Source organism: Micromonospora sp. DT62 (assembly GCF_049847285.1).
GTDB classification, from domain to species: Bacteria; Actinomycetota; Actinomycetes; order Mycobacteriales; family Micromonosporaceae; genus Micromonospora; species Micromonospora reichwaldensis.
In genome coordinates this window covers 109,558-134,994 of sequence record NZ_JBNCOB010000001.1, presented here as the reverse complement: position 1 = coordinate 134,994, position 25,437 = coordinate 109,558, and the positions used below count along the sequence as shown (strand labels likewise).

Here is a 25,437-nt window from a genome sequence, read left to right as displayed (position 1 = left end):
CAGCGCAGAGTGATTGGCGCGGTCAAGCTAGCACGATGGACGGTGACGGTGGGTGTACCGACCCGGCACGGGGGCCGACATTCGGCGCCCGCCATCTGCCGTTCACGCGCACGAAACGGTCGAACCGCCACCGATCCTGCGGAGCTTCGTCCGAACGGCCGCGTCGCGGGCGCCGACCGGACGGCCTGGCCCTCCGCTCGGCCACGGCGCGATCCGGCCCGGAGGAAAGGTCGGCTCAGGCGACGCCGACGGGCCGGAACTGGACGCTGACCCGGGGCCCGACGGGCCGGGTGGTCTTGGGTACGGCGTGCTCCCAGGTGCGCTGGCAGGAGCCGCCCATCACGACGAGGTCGCCGTGCCCGAGCGGGAAGCGCAGGCTGGCGCCGCCGCCCCGGGGCCGCAGCAGCAGCGTGCGGGGCGAGCCGAACGAGACGATGGCGACCATGGTGTCGGTGTGCGCGGAGCGGCCCTGGGTGTCGCCGTGCCAGGCGACGCTGTCCCGGCCGGAGCGGTACAGGCACATGCCGGCGGTGACGAAGGGCTCGCCGAGCTCGGGGGCGTAGTGCCGGGTGAGGGCGGCGCGCGCCTCGGTGAGCAGCGGATGCGGCAGCGGGCGGTGGCCGGCGTACCAGCAGAGCAGCCGGGGCACGTCCACCTCGGCGTCGTACATGGTGCGGCGTTCGGCCCGCCAGGGCACGTCCCGCAGCAGGGTGTCGAAGACCTGGTCGGAACCGGCGACCCAGCCGGGGAGGTGGTCGACCCACGCGCCGGGGGTGAGCGGGTGCCGGCGCAGCCGGCCGCCCAGCGGGCCCAGCGACGGCTGCGCGGCGGTGAGGTCGAGCATCGACGGCTGGTAGGCGGCCCCGGTCATCGACCGAGCGTACCGCCCGTTGGCACAGGTGTACGACGACGGGGTCGGCTCGTCGCCCGCCGGTCACCTGGCGCACACGTCGGCGTCGCCCGGCGTGGGGTCAACGGTTCAGGATCCGGCGCACCGGGCCGCCGACGGCCCGCTTCACCCGGCTCCGCAGGCGCTGCTCGCGGAGGGTCTCCGCGTCGGCCTGCAACCCGGTGTTGCGGTCGTGCAGCCACTGGATGCGCTCCAGCAGCACACCCGGAGCGGTCGCGCCGGCCGGGCGCACGGCGGGCGGGAAGGTGGTGGCCCGCACCTGCGCGTCGAACCGGGCCGCGCTGTCGCCGTCGGCGAAGGAGTTGCCCAGGTTGTGCTTGGCGAGGAAGGCCAGCATCGTCTCGTAGCGCGCCTTGTGGCCGTCGTTGAGCGCCGTGTAGTCCGCCTCGTCGTAGAGCTGGGCGGCGTCGATGTCCGCCGGCACGTCCTTCATCACCCGGTGCGGGATGTCGAAGTAGCGGGCGAGTTCCAGGGTGCGCGAGTCGTGCGCGAAGAGGTAGCCGGGCGTGCCGGCGACCAGCGCGGTGATGGTGCCGTGGATCCGGGTGCCGAACGCGAACTCGAACCCGGAGAGGTAGTCCATCCAGGTCCACGGGTCGACGAACATCCGCACCTTGTCCTCGGTGAACAGCGGGTGCGAGGTGTGGATCGGGATGGCGCTGGACTTCCCCCGGTCCTCGGGGGCGTCGCCGTAGAGCAGCGTGCCGAGCGTCTTGAGGTCCTGCGGCAGGTAGCGCAGGTTCGGGTACCGCTCGTGGTGCCGGGCGATGATCTTCGCCATCGACTTGACGTACGGCGAGACGGTGAGCGCGAGCCGGTCGTCCGGCGCCAGCGCCGGCTTCCGCTTCTCCACCCGGAGGTTGTCGGCGTGCAGGAACATCGACGGGCAGCCGATCACGTCGACGGCGGAGAAGCCCAGGGTGCGCAGGTAGCCCTCGGTGATCTCGCCCCGGACGCCGATGCTGGGCGAGCGGTCCAGCACCGCCCGGACGAACCGGGTCACCACGTCGTCGATCGGGCGCAGGTACTCCCGGTCGCCGTGGACGTCGGTCTGTACGCCGACCCCCAGCACCACTACCGGGATCTTCAGCCGCTCGATGAGCTTGGTCATCGCCTCGACGCGGTGGGCGTAGCTGCGCCGGAAGGCGTTGGCCAGCGGCACCACGTAGACGTCGTACCGCTCGTTGATCATGTCGGCGTCGCGCGGGTTGACCTTGAACTCGGTCGAGGTGATCTCGGCGGTGGCGGTGCGCAGCAGCTTGTGCGCGGCGTGGCTGAAGACGAGGTTGCCGTTGTTCTCGCCGATCCAGTTGTGCTCGTAGCTTTCCTCTGGCGAGTAGACGTCGAACGGGCCCTTCTTGGCCCGCATCAGGATCCGCCGATGCATGTGCCCCGCCTCTCGTCACCTCCGGGTCACGGAATATTAGGCCACGGGCCGACGTGGGCATAGCCGGCCGTCACCCCGTCACGGGACGGGACGCCACGATCACCCCCGTCACGGGACGGGACGCGACGATCACCCCGGATGGGGCGCAACGGTCGCTTCCGGACGGGACGGAAGGATCAGCAGGAGCGGCGGGTATGGTGCCCGGCGGGCGGTGCCGACCGGAGCCGCAAGGGGCGTCCTCCCGGGACGCCCGACGACGGGGTCGAGGAGGAGACGTACGTGCTGGTGACCCTGCGGATCGTCGGGATGCCGGCATGAACGACGCCGCGACCGTCACGCCGGCCACCCGGCCCGCGTCCCCGGCCAGCCGCCTGCCGTCGCTGACCGGGCTGCGCTGGGTCGCCGCCCTGCTCGTCTTCGGGTTCCACGTCGCGACGATGGGCATCATCGCCGAGCCCGGCCAGAAGGCCGTCGTGGACTGGGCCTTCGCCCTCGGCCTGTCGGGCGTGCAGTTCTTCTTCATCCTCAGCGGCTTCGTGCTGGTCTGGTCGGCCCGACCCACCGACACCCGTCGGGCGTTCTGGCGGCGCCGGGTGGCCAAGATCTGGCCGAGCCACGTGGTGCTGTGGGTGGCGGCCCTGGCGGTCGCGGCCTGGTTCGCCGACCCCGTGGACCGGTTCGTCGCGGTGGAGAACCTGTTCCTCCTCCAGGCGTGGGACCCGCGGCCGGGCCACTTCTACAGCATCAACACGGTCAGCTGGTCGCTGTCCTGCGAGTTCTTCTTCTACCTCTGCCTGCCGTTGGCGCTGCCGCTGATCCGCCGGGCCCGGCCGTGGGCCCTGTGGGCCGTCGTGGTCGCGGTGCCGCTGCTCATCCTGGCGCTCTGGCCGGCCCAGGCGCTGGTGCCCGAGGAGAGCCGCTGGTGGTTCACCCAGGTCTTCCCGCCGGTGCGGTCGCTGGAGTTCTGGATGGGCGTCGCCGCCGCCGAGCTGATGCGGCGTGGCCGGTGGCGTGGGCCGGGCCTGCCGCTGGCCAGCCTGCTCTTCGTGGTGACCTGGGTGGTCGCCGCGCAGTGGGTGCGCGCCGAACTGTGGGCGGCGCTGCTCTCGGTGGCGTACATCCTGGTCATCGCCGCGGCGGCGGACGCGGACGTGCGCGGGCGGCGCTCGCCGTGGCGGTCCCGGCCGATGGTCTGGCTGGGCGAGGTCTCCTTCGCCTTCTATCTGGTGCACGTCCTCGTGATGATCACCGTCCTGCGGCTCACCGGCGACTGGGGCGTCGGCTTCACCGGCTGGTGGGGGCCGGCGGTGGTGCTCGGCTTCCTGCTGGTCAACCTGGCCCTGGCCGGCCTGTTGCACCGTCTCGTCGAGACGCCGATGATGCGGCTGCTCACTCCGCGCAGGCCGGTCCGGACGCCGCGGGACGGGGACGGCGCCGGGAAGGACCCCGGCGGCCGCGGGGCGGCGCCGGGGGACCGGGGCAACGCCGTGCCGCGCCCCCGGGCCGCCGACCCGCAGGACGACCACCGACCGACGTACGCCGACTCGCGCTGAGACGCCCCGGCGGCTGGAGAGTCCGGGCGACGAAATCCCGACCGTTTCGGTGACGCCGGTCACCACGTCGGCGAACCGGTCATCCGGCGCGGCCCGGTCGATTCCCGCCGGGGTTTCGGCGCCGATGTCCGCCACTTGTCCCATTGTCGCCCGGAGGCGCGCACAGAAACGGTCGTCCCATTGAGTCGCGTCAGTGGCGAAGTGCCCGCAAAAATTGTTTGCCGATCAAGGTTTAGGCAGGTGGGGCGGGGTTGGCAGGGCGTGGGCCGGCCAGTAATGTCGGCGCGTCCGGTGCGGTACCCGATCGCCAGAGGCGACGCCGCGCCGACCCGCCTAATCGTGAACGACGAACCGGGGACCCAGTGCTCGTTGGGGTGAATCCGTGGGCCGTGGGCCCGTGGTAGGGCGTTCTTCCCGCCCGAATCCGTCAGCTAACCCGGTCGGCGGTGTCGGAAGGAGTTCCATCTTCATGCCACACCCGTACACCCCTCGGTTGTGCCGCCGTCTCCACGGCGCCGCGGTGACCGCGCTCGTCCGCCCGCAGGTCATGAGCTGACCCGCCGGTCACCGTCCGTCGCCCGGCGTCCCGGGCGCATCCCCTGAGTGGCCCACCACCCGCCCGGACGCCCGTCCGCGCGGTCGGTCCGCCCTGCCCTCGGCGCGGACCGACGGCCGCTACCCCGAGCCCGTGGAGGAAACCGTGAAGCACCACCTCAAGCGACAGCTGCGTCGCCTCACGTCCGAGCGTCCGTACCAGCTGGCCGCCGCGTCCGCCGCGGCGCTCGTGCTGGCGTCGGGCACGGGCGCGCTGCTGGCCGGAACCGACGAGGCCCCCGCCGCCGCGCCGGCCCCGGTGGCCGCGACCGAACTGCGGGACGACGCGGCGGCCTCGCGCAGCCAGGCCCGGGTCGCGCCCGCCCCGTCCAGCGCCGCCCCGGCCGCGTCCAGCGCCGCCCCGTCGGCCAGCGCGTCCAGCGCCGCCCCGGACCCGGACCTGACCCGCAAGCCGGAGCCGCCGAAGCCGCCGGCCGCCAAGAGCCTGGACTACGACTACCAGGCCCAGACGACCTTCTACAACTGTGGTCCGGCGGCCGTCCGGCACGCCCTCAGCGCCGCCGGCATCGCGCGCAGCCAGGACGCCCTCGGTGCCCAGTTGGGCACCGACCAGATGGGCACCGACTCGGCCCAGGACACCACCCGCGTGCTGAACGCGACGGTGAAGGGCGAGCCGTACCGGACCCGGATGATCCCCGGTGGCGCCGCCACCCCGGCCCAGATGGACCGGCTCCAGGCCGACGTCGTCGCGGCCATCGCCGACGGGCGGGGGGTCGTGGTCAATGTCGCCGGCAGCGCCACGGACACCGACGGCGGCTGGCACTCCTTCCCCGGCGGCCACTACATCGCGGTGGTCGGCTACCAGGACGGGGGACGGCTGGTGAAGATCGCCGACTCGGCGAACCCGGCGACCGCGTCGTACTGGATCAGCACCATCGCCCTGGCGAACTGGGCCGCCACCCGCGGCTACTCCGCCTGAGCGACGCCGTCGGGCGTCGGCTCCCCACCCGGGGGGTCGGCGCCCGATGTCGTGTCCGGGTCACGGCCCTCGCCCGCGGCGTCCGACGGGTGGCACACTGCGCCCATGGTCGATGAGTCGGGTGACCGGGACGGCCGGCGGGTGCTCCTGCTGCTGCACGGCATGGGCGCGACCGGCGACGTGTGGCTGCCCTGGGCGCCGCTGCTGGAGCGTCGGTGGGCGGGGCGGTGGCTGGCGCCGGACCTCGCCGGCCACGGCTGGTCGCCGCCGCTGCCGGAGTACTCCTTCCCGGGGCTGGCCGCGCGGATCGCCGCGGGGCTCGCGGCGGGCGACCGGCTGGTCGTGCTGGGGCACTCCCTCGGCGGGGTGGTCGGACTGGCGCTGGCCGCCCGGGGCGCCGGGCTGCCCGTCGACGCCGTCGTCGGGCTCGGCATCAAGGCCGTCTGGTCGCCGGCGGAGCTGGCCAAGGCGGGTGAGCTGGCGGCCCGGCCGGTGACCTGGTTCGCCAGCCGGGACGAGGCGGCCCGCCGCTACCTGCGGGTGGCCGGCCTGACCGGGCTCTTCGCCCCGGAGCACCCCGTCGTGGAGGCGGGGCTGCGGCAGGTCGACGGCCGCTGGCGGCTGGCGATGGACCCGGCCGCGTTCGGCGTGGGCGCGCCGGACCTGCCCGCCCTGCTGGCGGCGACCGACGTGCCCGTGCTGCTGGCCCGCGGCGAGCACGACCCCATGGTCACCGACGCCCAGCTCACGGAGCTGGGGGTGCCGGTCGCCACCCTGACCGGCCTCGGGCACAACGCCCACGTCGAGGCCCCCGAGGCGGTCCTGGACCTCGTCGAGCCGTACCGCTGACGGTGCCCCGCAACCGGCCCGGCCCACAGATCCGCCGTCGCGACCGGTGTGCCTCCCGGCCGGGGCGTCAGGTGGCGGGGAAGAGGGTCGCCTCGTCCGGGTCGAGCGGCAGGCCGGTCGCGCCGCCCGTGCGCGGGGCGGGCGTCTTCCAGCCCTCGTCGAGCTGGCGCCGTGCGGCCTCCAGGAACGCCTCGGCGTACGACTCGGCGGGGAAGTCGCCCAGGTAGCGGCTCCGGGTGGCCCACCGCGCCGAGGCCAGCGGATCGGTGTCCAGCAGCGCGGTCAGCACCTCGTCCACGTTCGCCATGTCTCGCCGCAGCACGTAGCCCGACCCGGCGAGCGGGAACTGCTCGGGGAACCGGTCGCCGGAGTCCACCATGTCGGTCACCGCGTACGGCTTGCCGGAGTAGAGGTAGTCGGAGATCACCCCGGACACGTCGGAGACCAGCGCGTCCGAGCGGTTCACGCACTCGGTCAGGGTCAGCTCCCGGCTGGCGGCGGTCCCGAAGACGTGCTGCCGGCCGCTGCGGGCCCGGTCGGCGGCCAGCAGTTCGGTGAGCCGACCCAGCTGCCGGGCGGAGGCCGGGTTCTGCGAGGTGTACGGGTGGGCCCGCAGGATCACCGTCGCGCCCCGGTCGAGCAGTCGGCGCAGCAGCGTCTCGGCCACCGGCAGGGAGCAGTAGTTCGCGTCCGCGTTGTGCCCGGTCCAGGTCGGCGTGTAGAGCACGGTCGGGTTGGCCCGCCCGTGCGCCGGCTCAGGGCTCACCTCGATCGACTCGACCTGCGGGCGGCCGACGACGACGAACTTCTCCGCCGGGATGTCCACCCCGGCGCGGGCGTACCGGTCGATGGCGGCCTGGCCGGCGACGAAGATCCGGTCGAAGATCGCCGAGACCGGGTTGGCGCTGGGGGCCTTGTCGCTGTCACCGTGGTGCAGCTGGACGTGGGTCAGCTGGGTGTAGCGGATGCAGTGGCTGTTCTTCGCGCCGTGGTTGACGTAGAACGCCACCCGCAGGCTCGGCACCAGCGCCTCGTCCATCGCCCTCGTGGTGGGGCAGTAGACGACGGGCGCGCTGGTGGCCGCGGCGACCAGGGGCAGGGACTCCGGCTCGCGCACCATCACCAGGAACGGCCGGCCGATCCGCTCCAGGTACGGCAGCCACATGGTGACCTGGTACTCCGAGCCGGGCGGCGCGGAGAAGTGGAGCAGGAACTCGGGCTGGTGCCGGCGCAGCGCGCGGGACACCGCCGAGCCGCCGGCCCCCGGCCGGAACTTGCGCCGGGCCAGGTCCAGCCCGACCGCCGCGGCACCGGCGGCGACCAGGGCGACGGCCGCCAGCGCGACACCGGCCGGCAGGCCCGCGACGGCCGCCAGCGCCAGCAGGGCGAGCAGCCCCGCCAGCGCGTCGCCGAGGCGGGCGGCGACCAACGGCGTCCACGAGCGCACCGGCAGGTTCGCGGCGCGCACCTCCAGGCCGCTGGCGTCGCGGAGCGGGTTGACCAGCAGCACCAGCCCCAGCAGGGCCAGCGCGGTCGCGGCCAGCGCGGGATCGAACCCGGCGTCGAGGCGGCGGGCGTAGCCGACCAGGATCGCCGCCGCGACCAGCGCGGTCTCGGCGGCGTTGTCGGCGCCCGGGCGCACCCGCCGCTCCCAGGTGGCCGCCGCGAGGGCGGCCACGGCGAGCCCCAGCCCCCAGCCGGTCGCCCCGGTCAGGGCGACGACGAGGAACGCCAGCACCGCCAGGCCGGTGGCCAGCGCGCGGGCGAGCAGCTTCCGAACCAGGTCACCACGCATGTCGGCTCCGATTCCCGCCGTGGCCCGACATCCGCGTCAGCCGGCGTCGGCCGGGCTGGCGTCCCGCTCCACCCGCGCCGACCCCGGCTGGGCCGGCACCTCGCCGGGCGCGCGACGCACGTCGATGACCTGGCCGGTGAGGTCCGAGATCAGCACGTCCAGCGACACCTGCGCCACGGTCTCGGCGGCGAGCAGGGTGTGCTCCGGCTCCTCGCCGAACGCCTTGGTGCGCATCGGCGTCGCGGTCCGCTCGGGGTTGACGCAGTTGACCCGTACGCCGAACTCCGCCCACTCGTCGGAGAGCGCCTGGGTGAGGTTGACCAGGGCCGCCTTGGTGGAGGAGTAGAGCGCGTAGTCGGCGCGGCCCCGGGTGTAGGAGCTGGAGGTGTAGAGCAGCAGCTGGCCCTTGGTCTGCTGGAGGTAGGGCAGCGACTGGCGGGCCACGATTACCGGCCCCACGAAGTTGACCTGGAGGACCCGGTCCATGGTCTCCTGGTCCATCTCGGACAGGGGACCCTTCTCCAGGATGCCGGCGGTGACCACCACGTGGTCGATCCGCCCGGTGGCCTCGAAGGCGGTCTTCAGCGCCGCCTCGACGTCCTCGGCGCGCTCGACGTGGGTGCCGGTGCTGGAGCGGCTGAACGGGAATACCTGCGTGCCGTAGCGGCGGGCCAGCTCGGCGAGGTCGTGGCCGATGCCGTAGCTGCCGCCGAAGACCACGATGGTCCGGCCGGTCAGCTCCTCGGTGTAGCTACGCTCGTCGGTCACCCGGGGCGCCTGCGCGGCGGCGAGCTGGAACAGCTTGTCCGCCAGGTGCACGTCGACCGGGTGGGTGACCTTGATGTTCTCGTCGGAGCCGTCGATGACCTTGATCGGGGTGCCGGGCAGGTAGCGCAGCACCACCCCGCAGTCGTCGGTGGCGGCGAAGTGCGGGTCGTTCTCGGCGTGCCGGTAGGCCTCGCGGATGGTGCCCGAGCGGAACGCCTGCGGGGTCTGGCCCCGGCGCAGCGAGGAGCGCACGGGGATGTCGGTGATGCAGTCGTCCTCGTCGACCTGGACGATCGTGTCGGCCGACGGGATGGCCACGTCGACCGCCGAGTACGTCCAGAGCGCGTTCACGCACTCCCGCACGATCCGGCCGCTGACCAGGGGCCGCACCGCGTCGTGGAAGAGGATGTTGCAGTCACCCTCGCCGACGGCGTCGAGCGCGATCCGGGTGGTGGCGTTGCGGGTGTCGCCGCCCTCGATCACCTTGTTGACCTTGCGGAAGCCGGCCTTGTCGACGATCTGCTGGGCGTCGGCGACGTGGCCGGTGGCCATCAGCACGATGATCTCGTCGATCTCGGGCGCCGCCTCGAAGACCGCGAGGGTGTGCTCGATGATCGGCTTACCGGCGATCTTCAGCAGCTGCTTCGGGATGCCGAGGCCCAGCCGGGTCCCGGTGCCGCCGGCCAGCACCACCGCCACCGTCCGCGAGGGCCGCCACGGCACCGGGGTGTCCGGTGTGGCGTCCGAGCCAGTGGTGTGGTCCTGCGTCATTGCCGAATCCTCACTCTCGGGGATGGTGAACAGAGGTTTTCGCCCGCGCGGCGGCGGGATGAACCTTAACGCGCGGGCCGCGTCGCCCCAACGGGACGACGCGGCCGTCCGGTGCCGTACGTGCGCCGGACCCTACTTGCCGTTGGCGAACGCCTCGTACGCCCGCAGCACCTCGTCGGTCGGGCCGTCCATGCGCAGGACGCCCGATTCCAGCCAGATCGTCCGCTCGCAGGTGTCCCGGATCGAGGAGAGCTGGTGGCTGACGAGGAACACCGTGCCGGCGCTCTCCCGCAGCTCCCGGACCCGCTGCTCGCTGCGCTTGCGGAAGCCCTTGTCGCCGGTGGCGAGGGCCTCGTCGATGAGCAGCACGTCGTGCTTCTTGGCCGCCGCGATGGAGAAGCGCAGCCGGGCCGACATGCCGGAAGAGTAGGTGCGCATCGGCAGCGAGGCGAAGTCGCCTCGCTGGTTGATCCCGGAGAACTCGATGATCTCCGGGGTCTGCCGCTGCACCTCCGCCGGCGGCATCCCCATGGCCAGGCAGCCCAGCACGACGTTGCGCTCGCCGGAGAGGTCGTTGAGCAGGGCCGCGTTGACCCCGAGCAGCGAGGGTTGCCCCTGGGTGTAGACGGCGCCGCGGTTGACCGGCAGCAGCCCGGCGATGGCCCGCAGCATGGTCGACTTGCCCGAGCCGTTGCTGCCGATCAGCCCGATCGCCTCGCCCCGGTACGCGGTGAAGCTGACCCCCTTGACCGCGTGCACCTCGCGGATGTTCGGGGCCGAGCTGCGACTGACGATCCGCTTGAGCGCGCCGACCGGGCCGCCGCCCCCGCCCGCGCCCTTGTGCACCCGGTAGATCACGTGCGCGTCGTCGACCACCACGGTGGGGATCCGCTCCTGGATCCGGGGCAGCGTCACGGTGACGTCGTTGGACGACTCGAACTGCTCAACCACGGCCGTACTCCTGTTCGCCCCGCCAGAAGTAGATGAAACCCCCGACGCCCATCACGATCGCCCAGCCCACCGCCGCCAGCCAGAGCTGGAGCAGGGAGGAGCTGAGCAGCGGTGCCTGCTCCAGCAGCGAGACCCGGGCCAGCTCGATGTAGACCAGGGCCGGGTTGAACTCGACCAGCCGGGCGGCCCAGGCCGGCAGCTGCTCCTCGAAGAGCGCCACGCTGTAGAGCACCCCGGAGCCGTACATCCAGGTGCGCAGCACGAAGGGCATGACCTGCTTGAGGTCCGCCAGCTTCGCGCCCAGCCGGGCGACCGTCATGGTCAGCCCGGCGTTGAAGACCGTCTGGAGCAGGATCGCCGGCACCAGCAGCAGCCAAGCCAGGGTGATCGGCTCGCCGGTCACCAGCACGATGGCGACGAGCACCACCATCGAGCCGAGCAGCTGCTGGAACTGGGTGACCGTGACGGCCAGCGGCAGGCAGGCCCGGGGGAAGTGCAGCGCCCGGATCAGCCCGAGGTTGCTGGTGATGGACTGGGTGCCCGTCTGCACGGCGGTCTGGGTGAAGTTGAAGATGAACAGACCGGTGCAGAGGTAGGCGATGAAGTTCGGGACACGGTCCTGCTCCAGCACCAACCCGAAGATGAGGTAGTAGACCGCCGCGTTGGTCAGCGGGGTGAGCACCTGCCACAGCTGCCCGAGCCGGGCGTTGCTGAACGAGGCGACCAGCTTGGCGTTCGCGTACGCGGAGATGAAGTGCCGGTAGCGCCAGAGCCGCCGGGTGTACTCGCCCAGGGACGGCCGTTCGCCGGCGAACCGCAGCCCGTACCGGGCGGCCAGTTGCGCCTGGGAGAGGCCGGAGTCGGGATCGGCCAGCGCGGTGTTGGCCATGGGATGGCCGCTCCGATCTTTCGTGACGACGGGTGGGGCGCGACGATGGATCCGAGCGTGGAGCGCCGCCTCGCCGCTGCGTGGACAGTAGTCCGAAACACGTCGGGACGCAACCGTACCGTCGTTGCGCTACATTGTTCCTCGTGACAGCCGAGACGAGCTCCAGGTGACGACCGGGAAGAGGCGGGCGCCGGCCGGCGCGGCAGTGCTCCGAGACGACATCACCACGGCCATCCGCCGTGCCCTGATGCAGGAGCTCGCCGCGGTCGGCTACGGCCGGCTCTCCATCGAGGCGGTGGCCCGGCGGGCCGGGGTCAGCAAGACCGCAATCTACCGGCGCTGGAACTCGAAGCTCGACCTGGTGCTGGAGATCGTCGCCGCGGCGGCCACCGGCAGGCTGCCCGCGCTGGACACCGGCACGCTCCGCGGCGACCTCGAGCTGCTCTTCCAGGTGGTGGCGCACGCGTTGCGGCACCCGCTGGCCTCGCAGATCATTCCCGACCTGCTCGCCGAGGCCGCCCGCAACCCGACCATCGACCAGACCCTGCAGAAGGTGCTGCGCGCCCGGCAGCAGGAGCTCGGCGGCCGGCTGATCGGCCGCGCCGTGCAGCGCGGCGAGCTGCCGCCCGGCACCGACCCCGAGGCGGCCGTCGACCTGATCGTCGGCCCGCTCTACTGGCGGCTGGCGATCTCCCGGACCCCGCTCACCGACGCCTACCTCGGCACGCTGGTGGAGGCGGTGGCCACCGGGCTGGGCGCGGGCGCCGGCGTGCCCCGCCCCCGCGACGCGGCGGCGGACGCGGCGCCCGCCTGACCGCTCCCGGCCACCCTCTCGGCGCCCGCGCCCGACTCTTCCGGCGGCCGTGGGTGCCGCGCCCGCACCGATCCGGGAGCGCCGCGGCCGCCGCCCACGTGCGCGGCCGGGTCAGCGCGGGGCGTCGACCGGCAGCCGGGAGACGATGTGCCGGGCGATCTCCAGCGAACTGGTCGCGGCGGGGGAGGGCGCGTTGAGCACGTGCACCTGCCGCTCCGCCTCGACGATCAGGAAGTCGTCCACCAGGCCGCCGTCGGGCAGGATCGCCTGCGCGCGCACGCCCGCGCCCGCCCGGACGATGTCCGCCGGAGTGAGCTCGGGCACCAGCCGGGCCAGGCTCGCCGCGAACCGCTTCTTCGACAGCGACCGGGTCACCTCGGTCAAGCCGTACCGGTAGTGTCGGCGCGCCAGCGCCCACAGCCCCCGGTAGGTCAGCTCGTCCCACACGTCGCGCGGGCTGAACCGGCCCCAGGAGTAGCCCTCCCGGGCGGTCGCCAGCACAGCATTCGGGCCGGCGTGCACGGTGCCGTCGATCATCTTGGTCAGGTGCACCCCGAGGAAGGGGAACTGCGGGTCCGGCACCGGATAGATCAGCCCCCGCACCAGGCCCTGCCGCTGCGGCACCAGCTCGTAGTACTCGCCCCGGAACGGCACGATCCGCACCGGAGTGGGCACGCCGGCCAGCCGGGAGATCCGGTCCGCGTGCAGCCCGGCGCAGTTGATCAGGACGTCCGCGACCACCTCGCCCCGGGTGGTGTGGACCACCACCCCGTCCGGCCGGTTGGCCACGCCGGTGACCTCGGTCTCCGTGCGCAGCTCCGCCCCGCCCGCCGCGAGCAGCTCGGCGAGCTTGCGGCAGACCGCCCCGAAGTCGACGATGCCGGTCGAGGCGACGTGCAGCGCGCCGACGGTGGCCACGTGCGGCTCGTGTTCGGTTGCCTCGGCGGCGTCGATCAGCCGCGCCGGCAGACCGTTGGCGAGGGCGCGCTGGTGCAGGTCGTGCAGCCGGGGCAGCTCCGCGGCGTCCGTCGCCACGATCAGCTTCCCGCAGATGTCGTACGTGAGCCCGTGCCGCTCGCAGAACTCGACCATCGACGCGCTGCCGGCCCGGCACATGGTCGCCTTCAGGCTGCCGGGCTTGTAGTAGACCCCGGCGTGGATGACGCCCGAGTTGTGGCCCGTCTGGTGGGCCGCCCAGCCGGCTTCCTTCTCCAGCACGGTCACCTGGTCCCCGGGCCGGTCGGTGATCAACCGGTGTGCCACCGCGAGCCCGACGATGCCGCCACCCACCACTACGAACCTGGTCATCTCATCTCCCCTGCCGGACGCCGCGACCGATGGTAACCAAGCCCACCCGGCGCGCCCGAGTCGCGGAAGATCCGCCCGGTTGGCCTAGACTGCTCCGGGTCCATCTCTCTGGGAGTCTCATGTCTGAGGTCATCGCGCTCGGTCAGCCCACGGTCGGCGAGGCGGAGCTGTCCGCGATCGCCGAGGTCTTCGCCTCCGGCTGGCTCGCTGGTTCCGGGCCCACCTGTCGTCGTTTCGAGGAGCGCTTCGCCGCCGTCACCGGCACCGGTCACGCGCTCGCCACCAGCAACTGCGGGTCGGCCCTGCACCTCGCGCTGCTCACCCTGGGTGTCAAGCCGGGCGACGAGGTGATCGTCGGCGACTACACCTTCCCGGCCACGGGGCACTCGGTGATGTGGACCGGCGCCAAGCCGGTCTTCGCCGACGTGCGGCCGGACACCTGGACGGTCGACCCGGCCGCCGTCGAGGCCGCCGTCACTCCGCGCACCGTCGGCATCATCGCCGTCGACGCGTTCGGGCAGCCGGCGGACTACGACGAGCTGCGTGCCATCGCCGACCGGCACGGGCTGTTCCTGATCGAGGACGCCGCCTGCTCCGCCGGCGCCACCTACAAGGGCCGGCCCGCCGGCAGCCTGGCCGACGTCGCCACCTTCAGCTTCCACGGCCGCAAGGGCATCACCGCCGGCGAGGGCGGCGCCTACGTCACCGACCGCGAGGACCTCGCCGCGCACGCCCGCAAGCTGCACACGTACGGGGTGGAGGGGGCGCTCACCCGCGCCGAGCTGTCGCACCTGCCGATCCCGACCTTCACCGAGCTGGGCTACAACTACCGGCTCTCCGACATCTCCGCGGCGATCATGATCGCCCAGCTCGACCGGCTGCCGGAGCTGCTGGCCGCCAAGCGCCGCACCGCCGCCCGCTACGGTGAGCTGCTCAAGGACCACGAGCTGATCACCACCCCGTACGAGGCACCCGACCGCGAGCACCCCTGGCAGTCGTACGTCGTCACGCTCGCCCCCTCGGTCGACCGGGGCGCGGTGGCGCTGGCGCTGCGGCAGCGCGGCGTGCAGTGCACCTTCGGCACGTACGCCTCGCACGTCCAGCCGCTCTACGGCCAGACCACGCCCTGCCCGGTCTCGGCGGACCTGTTCGCCCGGCACCTGGCCATCCCGATGCACGCCAACCTCACCGACGTCCAGGTCGAGACCGTCGCGGCCGCGCTGATCGACGTCGTCACCACCGCGGCCACCAGCCGCTGATCCCCCCAGGAAGGACACGCTCCGCCATGTCGAAGCAGACCGTCTTCATCACCGGAGGCGCGGGTTTCATCGGCCTGCACGTGGTACCGATGCTGTTGGAGAAGGGTTACCGCGTCCGCATCTTCGACAACATGTTCCGCGGTGACCGGGACCGCGTCGCGGAGCTGGTGGCGACCGGTGACGTCGAGCTGATCGACCAGGACGTCCGCTACGGCGGCGCCGTGCACGCGGCCATGAAGGGCTGCGACTACGTGATCCACCTCGCCGCCGTCTCGATCAACAAGAGCCAGGCCGACCCGCACGAGTCGATCGACATCAACATGGTCGGCAACCACAACGTCTTCGCCGCCGCTGCCGAGCACGGCGTCAAGCGGCTGGTCTTCGCGTCGTCGGCCTCGGTCTACGGCGACCCGCAGAAGCTGCCGATGCACGAGGACGACCGGCTCGACCCGCTCACCCCGTACTGCATCTCCAAGCGGGCCGGCGAGGACCTGCTCGGCTTCTACCAGCGCAGCAAGGGCCTCAACTGGATCGCGCTGCGGTTCTTCAACGTCTACGGCCCGGGCCAGAAGCCGACCGCCTACTACACCTCCGTGATCAACCACTTCGTGAAGCGGTTGAAGAACGGCGAGCCGCCGGTCATCGACGGCAAGGGCGAGCAGTCGATGGACTTCATCCACGTGCACGACATCGCCCGCTCCGTGGTCGCCGCGATGGAGGCCGAGCAGGGCAACGTGCCGGTCAACATCGGCACCGGCATCGACACCTCGATCGCCACCCTCGCCGAGATCCTGATCAAGGCCGTCGGCGTGGACGTGCAGCCGCAGTTCAACCCGCGCGAGGTGCTGGTCAGCCGGCGCGCCGCCGACGTCACCCGGGCCCGCGAGGTGCTCGGCTGGGAGTCGACCATCGCCGTCGAGGACGGGATGACCGACCTCATCAAGACCGAGGTCGCGTGACCCAGCCCTCGTCCGCCGGGGGTCCGTCGTCGCACGGGCTCCCGGCGAACCCGTACAACCCGCACGCCTGGGTCATCGGCGAGCCCGTGATCGGCGCCGGGACGTGGATCGGCGCGTTCACCGTCATCGACGGCTCCGGCGGGCTGACCATCGGAGCCGGCTGCGACATCAGCTGCGGCGCGCAGATCTACACCCACTCCACCGCGCGGCGTTGCGTGTCGGGGCGTGCCTATGCTTCGGTGGACCGGGCACCCGTGGTGATCGGCGACCGGGTGTTCATCGGGGCGAACGCGACCGTGATGATGGGCGTGACCATCGGCGACGGCGCGGTCGTCGGCGCGGGGGCCGTGGTCACCAGAGACGTGCCACCGGGGGCGGTCGTGACGGGGGTCCCCGCCCAGGTGGTCTCCACAGTCGAGTTGGACGGCGGCGATGTCCGGTTCGTCCCTGTAGCGGAGAGCTAGGAGCACCCCTCCCGTGCGTATCGCAGTCGTCAACAACTTCTTCCCGCCGCGTGCGGGCGGAAGCTCGCACCTGTCCGAGTCGCTCGCCAAGGGCTACGCCGCCGAGGGGCACGACGTGCTGGTGCTCACGGCCGCCTACCAGGACGCCCCGGAGGTCGAGGAGCGCGACGGCCTCCGGATCGTCCGGCTGCCGGCGTGGATGCTGCCGCAGACCCGGCTGGCCGTGAGCTTCGACATCTCCTTCACCAGCCGGCCCACGCTGCTGCGGCGGGTTCGCAAGCTGCTCGACGAGTTCCGGCCGGACGTGATCCACCAGCACGGCCAGTTCTTCGACCTGACCTGGGCGACCGCCCTCTACGCGCGCAAGCGCGGCGTGCCGGCGCTGCTCTCCATCCACACCCGGCTGGAGAACCCGCAGGCCCGCTACGCGAAGGTGTTCCGCGGGCTGGACGCCACCATGGTCAAGCCGTTCATGTGGCGGTCGAAGCCGCGGCTGGTGGTGATGGACGTGCTCATGCAGGAGTACATCGAGTCCCGCTACCGGGGCGCGCACTCCGGCCTGGTGCCGATCCCGGTCGGGGTCGACCCGGCCTGGGTGCTCGGCGGCAACGGCCAGCGGGTCCGCGAGCGGCACGACCTGGGCACCTCGCCGGTGATCCTCTCCGTCGGGCACGTGATCCCGCTGCGCGACCGGGTGGCCCTGGTCGAGGCGCTGCCCGAGGTGCTGGCCCGGGTGCCGGACGCGAAGCTGCTCGTCTGCGGCCAGATCTACTACGGGCTCTTCGCCGAGCGGGCCCGCGCGCTCGGCGTCGAGCACGCCGTCGTCACGGCGGGCAAGGTGCCCAAGAACGAGATCCCCGACTACCTGGCCGCCGCGACGGTGGAGTCGCACGAGCAGGGGCTCGGCCTCGGCACGGCGACCCTGGAGGCGATGGCCGCGGGGGTGCCCGTGGTGGCGCCGGCGCGGGCCGACAACTTCCCCGGCATCTCGCTGCGCGACGGCGAGAACGTGCTGCTCTGCCACCCGGGCGACGTCCGGGGCCTGGCCGAGCGGCTGATCGCCGCGCTGACCGACCCGGCCCTGGCCAAGCAGATCGGGGTCAACGGCCAGGCGCTGATCCGGGAGCGGTTCAGCCTCGACCGGGTGCTGCACCGGCACCTGGAGGTGCTCACCGAGATGGCGGCCGCCCGCCGCCGCTGACCGTACGCCGAAGACGCCGGTGCCCCCGACCAGGACTGGTCGGGGGCACCGGCGTCTGACGTGCTGCGGATCCCGGGCGGGCGGCGGCCTCAGCGGGTGCGCGCCGGCGCGGGGGAGGGCTCGGCGGCCGGACCCGGGGCGGGCAGCTGCTCGGCGGTGGCCGGCGCCGCGGGCTCCCCGTGCGTCGCCTCGACGTCGGGCGCCCCGCCCGGACGGCGCAGCTGACGCACCCCCGACAGGGCGGCGATGCCGGCGGCGAGCAGGTCCGCCACCGTGAAGATCAGCCGTGAGGCCAGCGCGATCCCCGTCGCCGCACCGAGGCCGCCGGCGTCCGCGAGGAAGGGCGCCATGGTGGCCACCAGCACGGCCTCCCGCACACCGAGGCCGGAGGGGGAGAGGAACGCGAACATCCCGACGGTCATCGCGATGGCGAACGAGCCGATGCTGCGCAGCAGGCCGCTGAGGCCGGGGGCGGCCTGGGCGTTGGCCAGCAGCCACAGGTGCACGCCGAACAGGGTGTAGCCGAGGGCGCTCCAGCCGACCACGCGCGCCACGCCGGGCAGCGTCAGCCGGTGCTGCAGCGGCGGCCGGCGCAGCACCTTGAGCACGAGCTGGATCAGCCGGGTGAGCACGGCGGGGATCGCGCAGATCAGGGCGATCGGGAAGAGCACGGCGACGATGTAGAGCGCGACCCGCACCGGCTCGGCGTACTCGGCCCCGGTCTCGGCGGTCGCGTCCAGCAGCGAGGGGAGGCTGAGCAGGCCCACGCCGAGCGCGGCGACCACGCCGAGGCCCAACGCGACCAGCGTGGCCAGGAAGGCCCGCGCGCGCGGCAGGCCGGCCCGCCGGCCCAGCTCCATCTGCAGGACGTACGCCCACACGCTGCCCGGGATGTACTTGCCGAGCTGCCCGACCATGCAGATCCGCAGGGCGGCGGGGACCGACACCCGGTGTTCCAGGTCCGCCGCGGCGGCCCGCCACGCCATCGAGTTCGCGAACATCCCGGCGAGCACCGCCAGCACGGCGAGCACCACCGAGGGCCACGCGAGGTCGAGCCAGGTCTGCCGGACGTCCGGCCACTGGCTCACCACGCTCCAGGTCATGCCCGCCGCGATCGCCACGATCACCACGACGCGTACGCCCAGCGAGAGCCATCGGGACGGTCCCTTCGCCGCACCGGCGTTCTCGGCCGGTGCGGCCCCCGTCTCGACCTGCGTCGCGGTCTCTGCCACGGCCGTCCTGCCTTTGCGTCGCCCGGACCCCGTCGGGGTCGCCTGCACAATTCGCCGAGACTAGCGCAGCGGGGCGGTTACCACGAACCCGCCGGAGCGGCGTGCCCGGCGTGCGCCGGCTCTCGCCGCGACGGTCCAGATGTGCCTCGCAACTCCCGCGCTGCTACGGTCTGCAACGCTGCCCCAAACCCCAAGGAGAGCTCCTGTGATCCCGATTTCCGTCGTCAAGCTGGACGAGGCGGCCGAACGGTTGGCGGTCGAGGTGATCCGTTCGGGCGTCATCGCGCAGGGACCGATGGTGGCCCGTCTGGAGCGCGAGTTCGCCGATCTGGTCGGCGTCGAACACGCGGTGGCCGTCAACAACGGCACGACGGCGCTCGTGGCCGCGCTCCAGGTGCTCGACCTCCAGCCGGGCGACGAGGTCGTCACCAGCCCCTTCACCTTCGTCGCGACGCTGAACGCGATCCTGGAGGCCGGCGCGACGGCCCGGTTCGCGGACATCCGCGAGGACGACTTCTGCGTCGACCCGCAGGCGCTCGCCACCGCCGTCGGCCCGCGCACCCGGGTGCTGATGCCGGTCCACCTGTACGGCCAGCCCGCCGACATGGACGCCATCGCCCCGTTGGCCGAGCGGCACGGCCTCGGCCTCGTCGAGGACACCGCGCAGTCCCTGGGCGCGACGATCTCCGGCCGCGGCGCAGGCAGCTTCGGGCTCGGCACCTTCTCCCTGTACGCCACGAAGAACCTCACCACCGGTGAGGGCGGCATGATCACCACCAACGACGCGGGCCTCGCCGACCGCCTGCGCGTGCTGCGCAACCAGGGCATGCGGCAGCGCTACCAGTACGAGGTGGCCGGGCACAACTACCGGCTCACCGACCTGCAGGCCGCGCTCGGAATCCCGCAGATCGCCGCGTACGGCGAGAACGTCAAGCGCCGCAAGGACAACGCCGCCCGGCTCTCCGCCGGCCTGGCCGACGTCCCGGGGCTGCGCCTGCCGGCCGAGCTGCCGGGCCGCTCGCACGTCTGGCACCAGTACACCGTGCTGGTCACCGACGAGGCCCCGGTGGGCCGGGACGAGGTGATCGCCCGGCTGACCGAGCGCGGGGTGGGCTGCGGCATCTACTACCCGAAGACGGTCTACGACTACGACTGCTACCGGGACCACCCCCGCGTCGTCGCCGACCCGGCGCCGGTGGCCGAGGACGTCGTACGGCGGTGCGTCTCGCTGCCGGTGCACCACCACCTCAGCGACAGTGACCTCGACCAGGTGGTCGAGGCTGTCCGGGCGGCGGTGGGCGCGTGACCGCCAAGCTGCGTTTCGCCCTGGTCGGCACCGGGGTGATGGGCTCCCTGCACGCCCGCGTGATCGCCCAGTCCGACCGGGCCGAGCTGGCCCGGGTGATCGAGCCCCGGCGTTCCGTCGGCCAGCAGATCGCCGAGCGGTACGGCGCCGGCTGGGCCCCGGACGCCGACGACCTCTCCGACGTCGACGCCGTGGTGATCGCCGCGCCGACCGAGTTCCACCACGGCCTCGCCGGGCAGGTGCTCGCCGCGGAGAAGCCGCTGCTGATCGAGAAGCCGGTCTGCGGCAGCCTCGCCGAGACCGAGGAGATCGTCGCGGTCTCCGAGAAGCGTGGCGTGCCGCTGCTGTGCGGGCTGCTGGAGCGCTTCAACCCGGCGGTGCTGACCGCACTGGCCCTGGTCGACCGCCCCGTGCACCTGACGGCCACCCGGCACTCGCCGTACGCGCCGCGGATCCGCACCGGGGTCGCCTGGGACCTGCTCATCCACGACGTCGACCTGGCCATCCAGGCGTTCGGCGGGGAGGAGCCGGCGGCGGTACGGGGGACCTTCGGGCACTTCCACCCGGACTCGCTCACCGAGGCCGAGGACGTGGCGGAGACCGTGCTCAGCTTCGGCAGCGGCGGGCTGGCCAACGTCTCGGCCAGCCGGATCGGGCAGCGTAAGGTCCGCACGCTGGTGATCAGCGAGGTCGACCGGCTGGTCGAGGCGGACCTGATCCGCAAGCACGTCACCATCTACCGGCACGTCTCCTCGGACGCGGCCACCCCGGACGGGCGCGGCTACCGGCAGCAGACCATCATCGAGGTGCCCGAGCTGCTCACCAACCGGGAGCCGCTCGCCGCCCAGCTCGACCACTTCGTCGACATCGTCGCCGGCACCGCCGACGCGGACGCGGAGCGGCAGCGGATCCTGCCCGCGCACCGGGTGGTCGGCCGGCTCTTCGCCGACAACGGGCGCTGACGCACACCGACAAAAGGGCGGGGCGACCACGGTCGCCCCGCCCTTTTCCGTCGACCGGTCCGGTCCCGCGCCGGCTCAGCCGCCTTCGGCGCAGCTCCGGCCGGCGTCGGTGACCTGGTAGATCCTGATCCGACCGAACTTCTGGGTCAGCTCGAGGCGGTCGCTGGCCTCCAGCCGCTTGCGCTCGTAGTGCTTATCCCAGGCGCCGGGCATGTTCCGCGTCCCGACGACCACGTAGGAGATGTTGAACCGGCGCACCTCACAGCCGGCCGGCCGGGCGTCGGCGTTGTCGACCAGCCAGTTCCAGGCGTCCCAGCGCCGGTCGTAGTTCTCCGTCGGCAGGCCGGGCAGCGGCGGGATGCCGAACAGCATCGGCACCTCGTAGTCGGCGTACGACCAGCTGATGAACTCGTGGTGCCGGTCGTAGGCGACCGTGCCGCCCCGCGGCGTGTTTTCCGCCAGCCACTCGTACGCGCGCACGTACGACTCGCCGACCGGGGCCCGGCCCTTCAGCGCGCCGCGCAGCGGCTGCCAGCTCGCCGGCACGGCGGCGAGGCCGAGCAGCACCACGACCAGCGCCGCCGCGGCGACGGCGGTGGGCACGTCGGAGCCGCGCAGCGCCTCGGCACGCCGGGCGACGCGGGCCAGCAGCCACTGCACCGCGATCCCCAGCACCACCGCCCCGGCCACCGCCAGCACCCCGTACACCGGGAAGATCATGGAGCGGACGCGTTCCCGGACGCCGTACCAGAGGCTGGAGAGCGTCATCGCGGCGGTCGAGTCGGAGGCGGTGGTCCAGACTCCGATCGCGGTCCAGATCACGCCGGCCGCGAACCAGGGTCGCGCCCAGCGCAGCCGGGGCAGCACGAGGCAGAGCACCGAGAGCAGCAGGCAGGGGATGACCAGCCAGAGGGCGATCCGGATGGTCGGTTCGCCGAGCTGGAAGTCGGCGCCGCCGACCCCCGGGTAGGCGAACAGGACGTACCGCTGCGGGTCGCTCACCCAGTACTCGAACGCCTCGTCGTACCGGCCGAGCAGGGCCGGCGGGTTGGACAGCCGTTCGCCGTTGGCGCCGGCCAGCACGCCGAGCAGCGGGACCAGCGGCACCAGGCCGGCCAGCAGCATCGCCCCGGCCGCCGCGGCGACCCGGCGCAGCACCCAGCGCCCGCGAAGGGCCAGCAGCATGCCGACGGCGAGGACCGCGATGAACAGCACGTCGTAGGTGTGGGTCATGACGATTCCGGCGCCGCAGAGGCCGGCGAGCAGGCCCAGCCGGACCGGGTGGGCGCCGCGCGCGGAGAGCGCGATCAGCAGCGCGATCGCCCCGGCCATGCAGGGGGCGGTCTGCTCGGTGATCCGGCCCGTGATCACCGACATCCACATCGGACCGAGCACGGCCGGCGCGGCGGCGGCGCTGGCCGCGACCACAGGCCGACCGCCGAGCGCCCGGACGCAGGCGTAGACGGCGGCGACCAGCGCGAGCGGCCCGACGAGGATCGACCAGGCGCTCATCACGGTGCTGATCCGTCCGCCGGAGAGCTCCGCCGCCTGCGCCCACGCCACGTTGGCCGCGAGCGGGTAGAAGGAGCAGGACAGCGCCGGCTCGGTCGCGCCCGTGGTGCAGGCCGAGGAGATCAGCACGCTGTCGGTGTCCATGATCCGCCGGGTGAGGAAGCCGTGGTTCATGGCGTCCCAGCCGGGCGGGGCGATGAGCCGGCCCAGCATCAGCCAGCCGAAGGCGACGCTGATCGCGGCGGGCACCGCGATGCCGATCACGTCCGCGCGTCCGGGCCGAACCGCGGGCAGCCGCAGCCGACCCGCCCGGGCCCGCCACCCGGTCGGCGCGTCGGTGCGGGAGGCGTCGGCGTGCCGGTCGGTGTCGGTGTCGCCGGCGGTCGCCCTCCGCTCGACCAGGCCGCGGCTCACCAGGCGGGAGGCGAGCACCGCGAGGCCGGCGAGGAGGACCTCGGCGGCCAGCACCGCCAGCGGATCGTCGGGGAGCCCGAGCTGGGGCAGCCAGGTCATGGCGAGGGTGACCAGGCCCAGGGTCAGGGCCGGGGCGGCGGCCCAGGTCGCCCACCGGTAACGGCCGGGAGGGAGCGCGAATCCGAGCAGCGCGCCGGGCACGACGGCGACGGCGAACGCGATCAGGGTCGTCAAACCGTGGATCCTTTCCAGCGGAACACGCAGGTCCCCGCGACGAATCGCGTGCGGGGCCTCCGGCGTGGCTGCGCCGGCCGGGTGGCGAGCGGCCGGACCAGTATAGGAACGTGACCTACCCGCCCCGCGCAGGCGAGCCCGCCATCGCGGACCCCGTCGGCTACGTCGCTTTCGTCGCGATCGTCCCGTCCCGGCTGCGGCCCAGTCGTAGGGAATCGTCCCGGTGTGCCGGTACCCGAGCGATACCGGTGCGTTCCTTCGCGTTAAGGTCACACCGGCGTGGTGGCGGGCAGGCCGCGGGCGCCGGTGCCGCCGCCGGTCGGTGACGACGAGGGACGGGCCGGTCGAGCGCGTCCACAGACCGTCCCCGTCGCGACCCGGGGCGCACCGCTGGTGTCCGGGTGCCGACGGCCGCCGCAGCGGGGAACTCGTGCCGTCACGGCGCCGGCGACAGCCGGTGAGCCAGTCGTCGACCTCTAGGGAGCTGGTCCTTGTTCGGCAAGTTGATGGGACCGACGGGAGTTGCCGCTCGCGGCGCGCTGCTGTTGGTGGCCTACCTGGTGATGCTCGCCGCCGGCCTGTACGGCTGGGTCGGCGTCTTCTCCGTCGCCGGGCTCGCCGCCCTCGCCGGCGAGTACGCGCTCGCCCGCTGGTCGCCCGCCACGCACGTGCTGCTGGAGAAGGTCGGGCTGCGCGGCGACTACCGCCAGCTCACCCGCGACCTCGCGGTCGTCCTGCTGGTGGTGGCGACGGTCCGCCCCGACGCGGCGGACCTCAGCCTGTTCCTGCTGCTGCCCTCCGCGGTGTGGCTGATCTCGGTCTTCGCTGGCGCCTTCGCCACGATGATCGACCGGCGCAACCCCCAGTCGGCGCTGGTCCGCAACATCGAACTCGGCCCCATGCGCGGGGCGCCCCGCCCGCCCGAGTGGGCGTCCTGGCTCGCGGGCGACCGGCTGGCCCTGGTGAACGTGGTGCTGGCGCCGGCCGCGGTGTTCGCGGCGGTGCTCGACAATCCCGCGCCGGTGTTCGGGGCCGGGGTGGTGGCGGTGCTCGCCGCCGCGCTGGTCGGCGGGCTCGTCGCGCTGACCTGGCTGCGGGGGCGGGGGATGGGGCAGGGCCCGCTGCTGCCGGCCGTGCAGCGCTGGCTGGACAGCCACCGCCCGGAGGTGGCCCTCTACTTCGCCGGCCCGGCGAAGGACGTCTACCAGGCCAACATGTGGCTCGCCCCGATCGAGGCGCTCGACCAGCGCGCGGTGGTGCTGCTGCGCAGCAAGGACGCGTTCCTCGAACTCGCCGACACCCGGCTGCCGGTGATCTGCGTACCGGCCGGGGTCGACTTCATGAACCTGGAGCTGGGCAGCGTGCGGGCGGCGCTCTACGCGGCGAACGTCGGGGCGAACATCCACATGCTCCGCGAGCCGGGCGTCAAGCACGTCTTCGTCGGGCACGGCGACAGCGACAAGCAGGCCAGCGTCAACCCGTACAGCAAGGTGTACGACGAGGTGTGGGTCGCCGGTCTCGCCGGCCGTGAACGGTACGCCCGCGCCGGGGTGGGCGTACTCGACTCCGACATCGTCGAGGTCGGACGCCCGCAGCTCGCCGGGGTGCACACCTTCGGCGCGGAGTCGGTCGACCGGCCGTTCACCGTGTTGTACGCCCCGACCTGGGAGGGGTGGCTGGACGACGACCCGTACCACACCTCGCTGGTGCTGATGGGCGAGCGGATCGTGCGGGGCCTGCTGGCCAGCACTCCCGGCGTCCGGCTGATCTACAAGCCGCACCCGCTGACCGGCTCGCGTGCCAAGGAGGCACGGGCGGTGCACGAGCGGATCGTGGAGCGGGTCCGCGCCGCCGGCGGCGACCCGGACGCCAGTTCGCTGGACGGTACGCGGCACCTCGTGGTCACCGGCCGGACGCCGGCCCTGTTCGACTGCTTCAACCAGACCGACCTGCTGATCAGCGACGTGTCCAGTGTGGTCTCGGACTTCGTGCAGAGCCAGCGGCCGTACGTGGTCGCCAACCCGAGCGGCCTGCCGGAGGACGAGTTCCGTCAGGAGTACCCGACCTCGCGGGGCGCGTACCTGCTCTCCCGGGACTGCGGGGAGCTGGAGAAGATCGTGACGGTGACCCGGGCCGGCGACGACCCGATGACCGAGGCCCGGCGGGAGCTGAAGACCTATCTGCTCGGCCCGGCCGAGGAGAACCCGATGGAGCGGTTCCGGGAGGAGATCGGGCGGCTCTGCCGCTGAGGCCCTGCTCGCGGAGCGCCGGACGACGACGACGGCGGGGGGGGGGGGGGCCCCCCCCCCCCCCCCCGGCGCCCCACAGGACGCCCCGCGCGGCCGGCGGGGGGGGGCCGGCCCCC

At 73.1% G+C, this 25,437-nt stretch carries 21 protein-coding genes and 1 riboswitch; of the genes, 12 read left to right on the top strand and 9 right to left on the bottom strand.

Going from position 1 to position 25,437, the window contains the following annotated elements; all coding sequences use genetic code 11:
* Positions 1-235 precede the first annotated feature (235 nt).
* Both ACPXCB_RS00580 and ACPXCB_RS00575 read right to left on the bottom strand, forming a co-directional pair.
* Positions 236-871, bottom strand: a complete 636-nt coding sequence (locus tag ACPXCB_RS00580) for an alpha-ketoglutarate-dependent dioxygenase AlkB (RefSeq protein ID WP_425871173.1) — start codon at positions 869-871, stop codon at positions 236-238.
* A gap of 100 nt (positions 872-971) precedes the next feature.
* Entirely contained in the window at positions 972-2,297 is a 1,326-nt protein-coding gene (locus tag ACPXCB_RS00575) for a polysaccharide pyruvyl transferase family protein (protein ID WP_425871171.1), read from the bottom strand.
* Positions 2,298-2,435: 138 nt separating this feature from the next.
* Here ACPXCB_RS00575 and ACPXCB_RS00570 point away from each other — a divergent pair, with 138 nt between their 5' ends.
* The 4 genes from ACPXCB_RS00570 to ACPXCB_RS00555 all read left to right on the top strand — a co-directional run bounded on the left by ACPXCB_RS00570 (position 2,436) and on the right by ACPXCB_RS00555 (position 6,233).
* Positions 2,436-2,615, top strand: a complete 180-nt coding sequence (locus ACPXCB_RS00570) for a hypothetical protein (protein ID WP_425871170.1) — start codon at positions 2,436-2,438, stop codon at positions 2,613-2,615.
* The gene (locus tag ACPXCB_RS00565) at positions 2,612-3,850 is read left to right on the top strand and encodes an acyltransferase family protein (RefSeq protein ID WP_425871168.1); all 1,239 of its coding nucleotides are present in this window, start codon (positions 2,612-2,614) and stop codon (positions 3,848-3,850) included. Before ACPXCB_RS00570 ends, ACPXCB_RS00565 begins: the two co-directional genes overlap by 4 nt.
* A 320-nt stretch (positions 3,851-4,170) precedes the next feature.
* Positions 4,171-4,311, top strand: a riboswitch (cyclic di-AMP (ydaO/yuaA leader).
* A gap of 227 nt (positions 4,312-4,538) precedes the next feature.
* On the top strand, positions 4,539-5,384 hold the full coding sequence (locus ACPXCB_RS00560) for a C39 family peptidase (protein ID WP_425871166.1): 846 nt from the start codon (positions 4,539-4,541) through the stop codon (positions 5,382-5,384).
* Positions 5,385-5,489: 105 nt separating this feature from the next.
* Positions 5,490-6,233 carry an alpha/beta fold hydrolase gene (locus ACPXCB_RS00555; RefSeq protein WP_425871165.1) on the top strand — a complete coding sequence of 248 codons (744 nt, stop codon included), beginning with the start codon at positions 5,490-5,492 and terminating at the stop codon, positions 6,231-6,233.
* Between the two features lie 67 nt (positions 6,234-6,300).
* Here ACPXCB_RS00555 and ACPXCB_RS00550 read toward each other — a convergent pair whose 3' ends face one another.
* From ACPXCB_RS00550 to ACPXCB_RS00535, 4 genes are all read right to left on the bottom strand, one after another.
* Positions 6,301-8,028, bottom strand: coding sequence for a CDP-glycerol glycerophosphotransferase family protein (locus tag ACPXCB_RS00550; protein WP_425871163.1), 1,728 nt, complete (start codon positions 8,026-8,028; stop codon positions 6,301-6,303).
* 36 nt (positions 8,029-8,064) lie between these two features.
* Positions 8,065-9,567 carry a D-ribitol-5-phosphate cytidylyltransferase gene (locus ACPXCB_RS00545; protein ID WP_425871161.1) on the bottom strand — a complete coding sequence of 501 codons (1,503 nt, stop codon included), beginning with the start codon at positions 9,565-9,567 and terminating at the stop codon, positions 8,065-8,067.
* Between the two features lie 132 nt (positions 9,568-9,699).
* Positions 9,700-10,518 carry an ABC transporter ATP-binding protein gene (locus ACPXCB_RS00540; RefSeq protein WP_311412813.1) on the bottom strand — a complete coding sequence of 273 codons (819 nt, stop codon included), beginning with the start codon at positions 10,516-10,518 and terminating at the stop codon, positions 9,700-9,702.
* Entirely contained in the window at positions 10,511-11,407 is an 897-nt protein-coding gene (locus ACPXCB_RS00535) for an ABC transporter permease (protein ID WP_425871159.1), read from the bottom strand. Before ACPXCB_RS00535 ends, ACPXCB_RS00540 begins: the two co-directional genes overlap by 8 nt.
* A 205-nt stretch (positions 11,408-11,612) precedes the next feature.
* Here ACPXCB_RS00535 and ACPXCB_RS00530 point away from each other — a divergent pair, with 205 nt between their 5' ends.
* On the top strand, positions 11,613-12,221 hold the full coding sequence (locus ACPXCB_RS00530; protein ID WP_425872090.1) for a TetR/AcrR family transcriptional regulator: 609 nt from the start codon (positions 11,613-11,615) through the stop codon (positions 12,219-12,221).
* A 111-nt stretch (positions 12,222-12,332) separates the two neighbouring features.
* On the opposite strand, the gene lhgO is transcribed toward ACPXCB_RS00530, so the two are convergent.
* Positions 12,333-13,529, bottom strand: coding sequence for an L-2-hydroxyglutarate oxidase (gene lhgO, locus ACPXCB_RS00525; protein WP_425871157.1), 1,197 nt, complete (start codon positions 13,527-13,529; stop codon positions 12,333-12,335).
* A gap of 119 nt (positions 13,530-13,648) precedes the next feature.
* On the opposite strand from lhgO, the gene ACPXCB_RS00520 reads away from it, so the two are divergent.
* From ACPXCB_RS00520 to ACPXCB_RS00505, 4 genes are read left to right on the top strand one after another with little or no spacing between them, the layout of a single operon-like run.
* Positions 13,649-14,788, top strand: a complete 1,140-nt coding sequence (locus ACPXCB_RS00520; RefSeq protein WP_311412816.1) for a DegT/DnrJ/EryC1/StrS family aminotransferase — start codon at positions 13,649-13,651, stop codon at positions 14,786-14,788.
* Positions 14,789-14,814: 26 nt separating this feature from the next.
* Positions 14,815-15,747, top strand: a complete 933-nt coding sequence (locus tag ACPXCB_RS00515) for an NAD-dependent epimerase/dehydratase family protein (protein ID WP_132235770.1) — start codon at positions 14,815-14,817, stop codon at positions 15,745-15,747.
* A complete protein-coding gene (locus tag ACPXCB_RS00510) occupies positions 15,744-16,211 on the top strand; it encodes an acyltransferase (RefSeq protein WP_311412817.1) in 468 nt (155 codons plus the stop codon). The genes ACPXCB_RS00515 and ACPXCB_RS00510 overlap by 4 nt, the downstream gene beginning before the upstream one ends.
* 13 nt (positions 16,212-16,224) lie before the next feature.
* On the top strand, positions 16,225-17,412 hold the full coding sequence (locus tag ACPXCB_RS00505) for a glycosyltransferase family 4 protein (RefSeq protein WP_425871155.1): 1,188 nt from the start codon (positions 16,225-16,227) through the stop codon (positions 17,410-17,412).
* 89 nt (positions 17,413-17,501) lie between these two features.
* Here ACPXCB_RS00505 and ACPXCB_RS00500 read toward each other — a convergent pair whose 3' ends face one another.
* Positions 17,502-18,644 (bottom strand): lysylphosphatidylglycerol synthase transmembrane domain-containing protein, encoded by a 1,143-nt coding sequence (locus tag ACPXCB_RS00500; protein WP_425871153.1) that lies wholly within the window; start codon positions 18,642-18,644, stop codon positions 17,502-17,504.
* Positions 18,645-18,849: 205 nt separating this feature from the next.
* Between ACPXCB_RS00500 and ACPXCB_RS00495 the strand changes: the two genes are divergently transcribed.
* Complete coding sequence (locus tag ACPXCB_RS00495) at positions 18,850-19,950, top strand: DegT/DnrJ/EryC1/StrS family aminotransferase (protein WP_425871151.1); 1,101 nt, start codon at positions 18,850-18,852, stop codon at positions 19,948-19,950.
* Complete coding sequence (locus ACPXCB_RS00490) at positions 19,947-20,912, top strand: Gfo/Idh/MocA family protein (protein WP_311412821.1); 966 nt, start codon at positions 19,947-19,949, stop codon at positions 20,910-20,912. The genes ACPXCB_RS00495 and ACPXCB_RS00490 overlap by 4 nt, the downstream gene beginning before the upstream one ends.
* Positions 20,913-20,987: 75 nt before the next feature.
* Here ACPXCB_RS00490 and ACPXCB_RS00485 read toward each other — a convergent pair whose 3' ends face one another.
* A complete protein-coding gene (locus ACPXCB_RS00485; RefSeq protein WP_425871149.1) occupies positions 20,988-23,072 on the bottom strand; it encodes a DUF6541 family protein in 2,085 nt (694 codons plus the stop codon).
* A 491-nt stretch (positions 23,073-23,563) separates the two neighbouring features.
* Here ACPXCB_RS00485 and ACPXCB_RS00480 point away from each other — a divergent pair, with 491 nt between their 5' ends.
* The gene (locus ACPXCB_RS00480) at positions 23,564-25,321 is read left to right on the top strand and encodes a CDP-glycerol glycerophosphotransferase family protein (RefSeq protein WP_425871147.1); all 1,758 of its coding nucleotides are present in this window, start codon (positions 23,564-23,566) and stop codon (positions 25,319-25,321) included.
* Positions 25,322-25,437 lie beyond the last annotated feature (116 nt).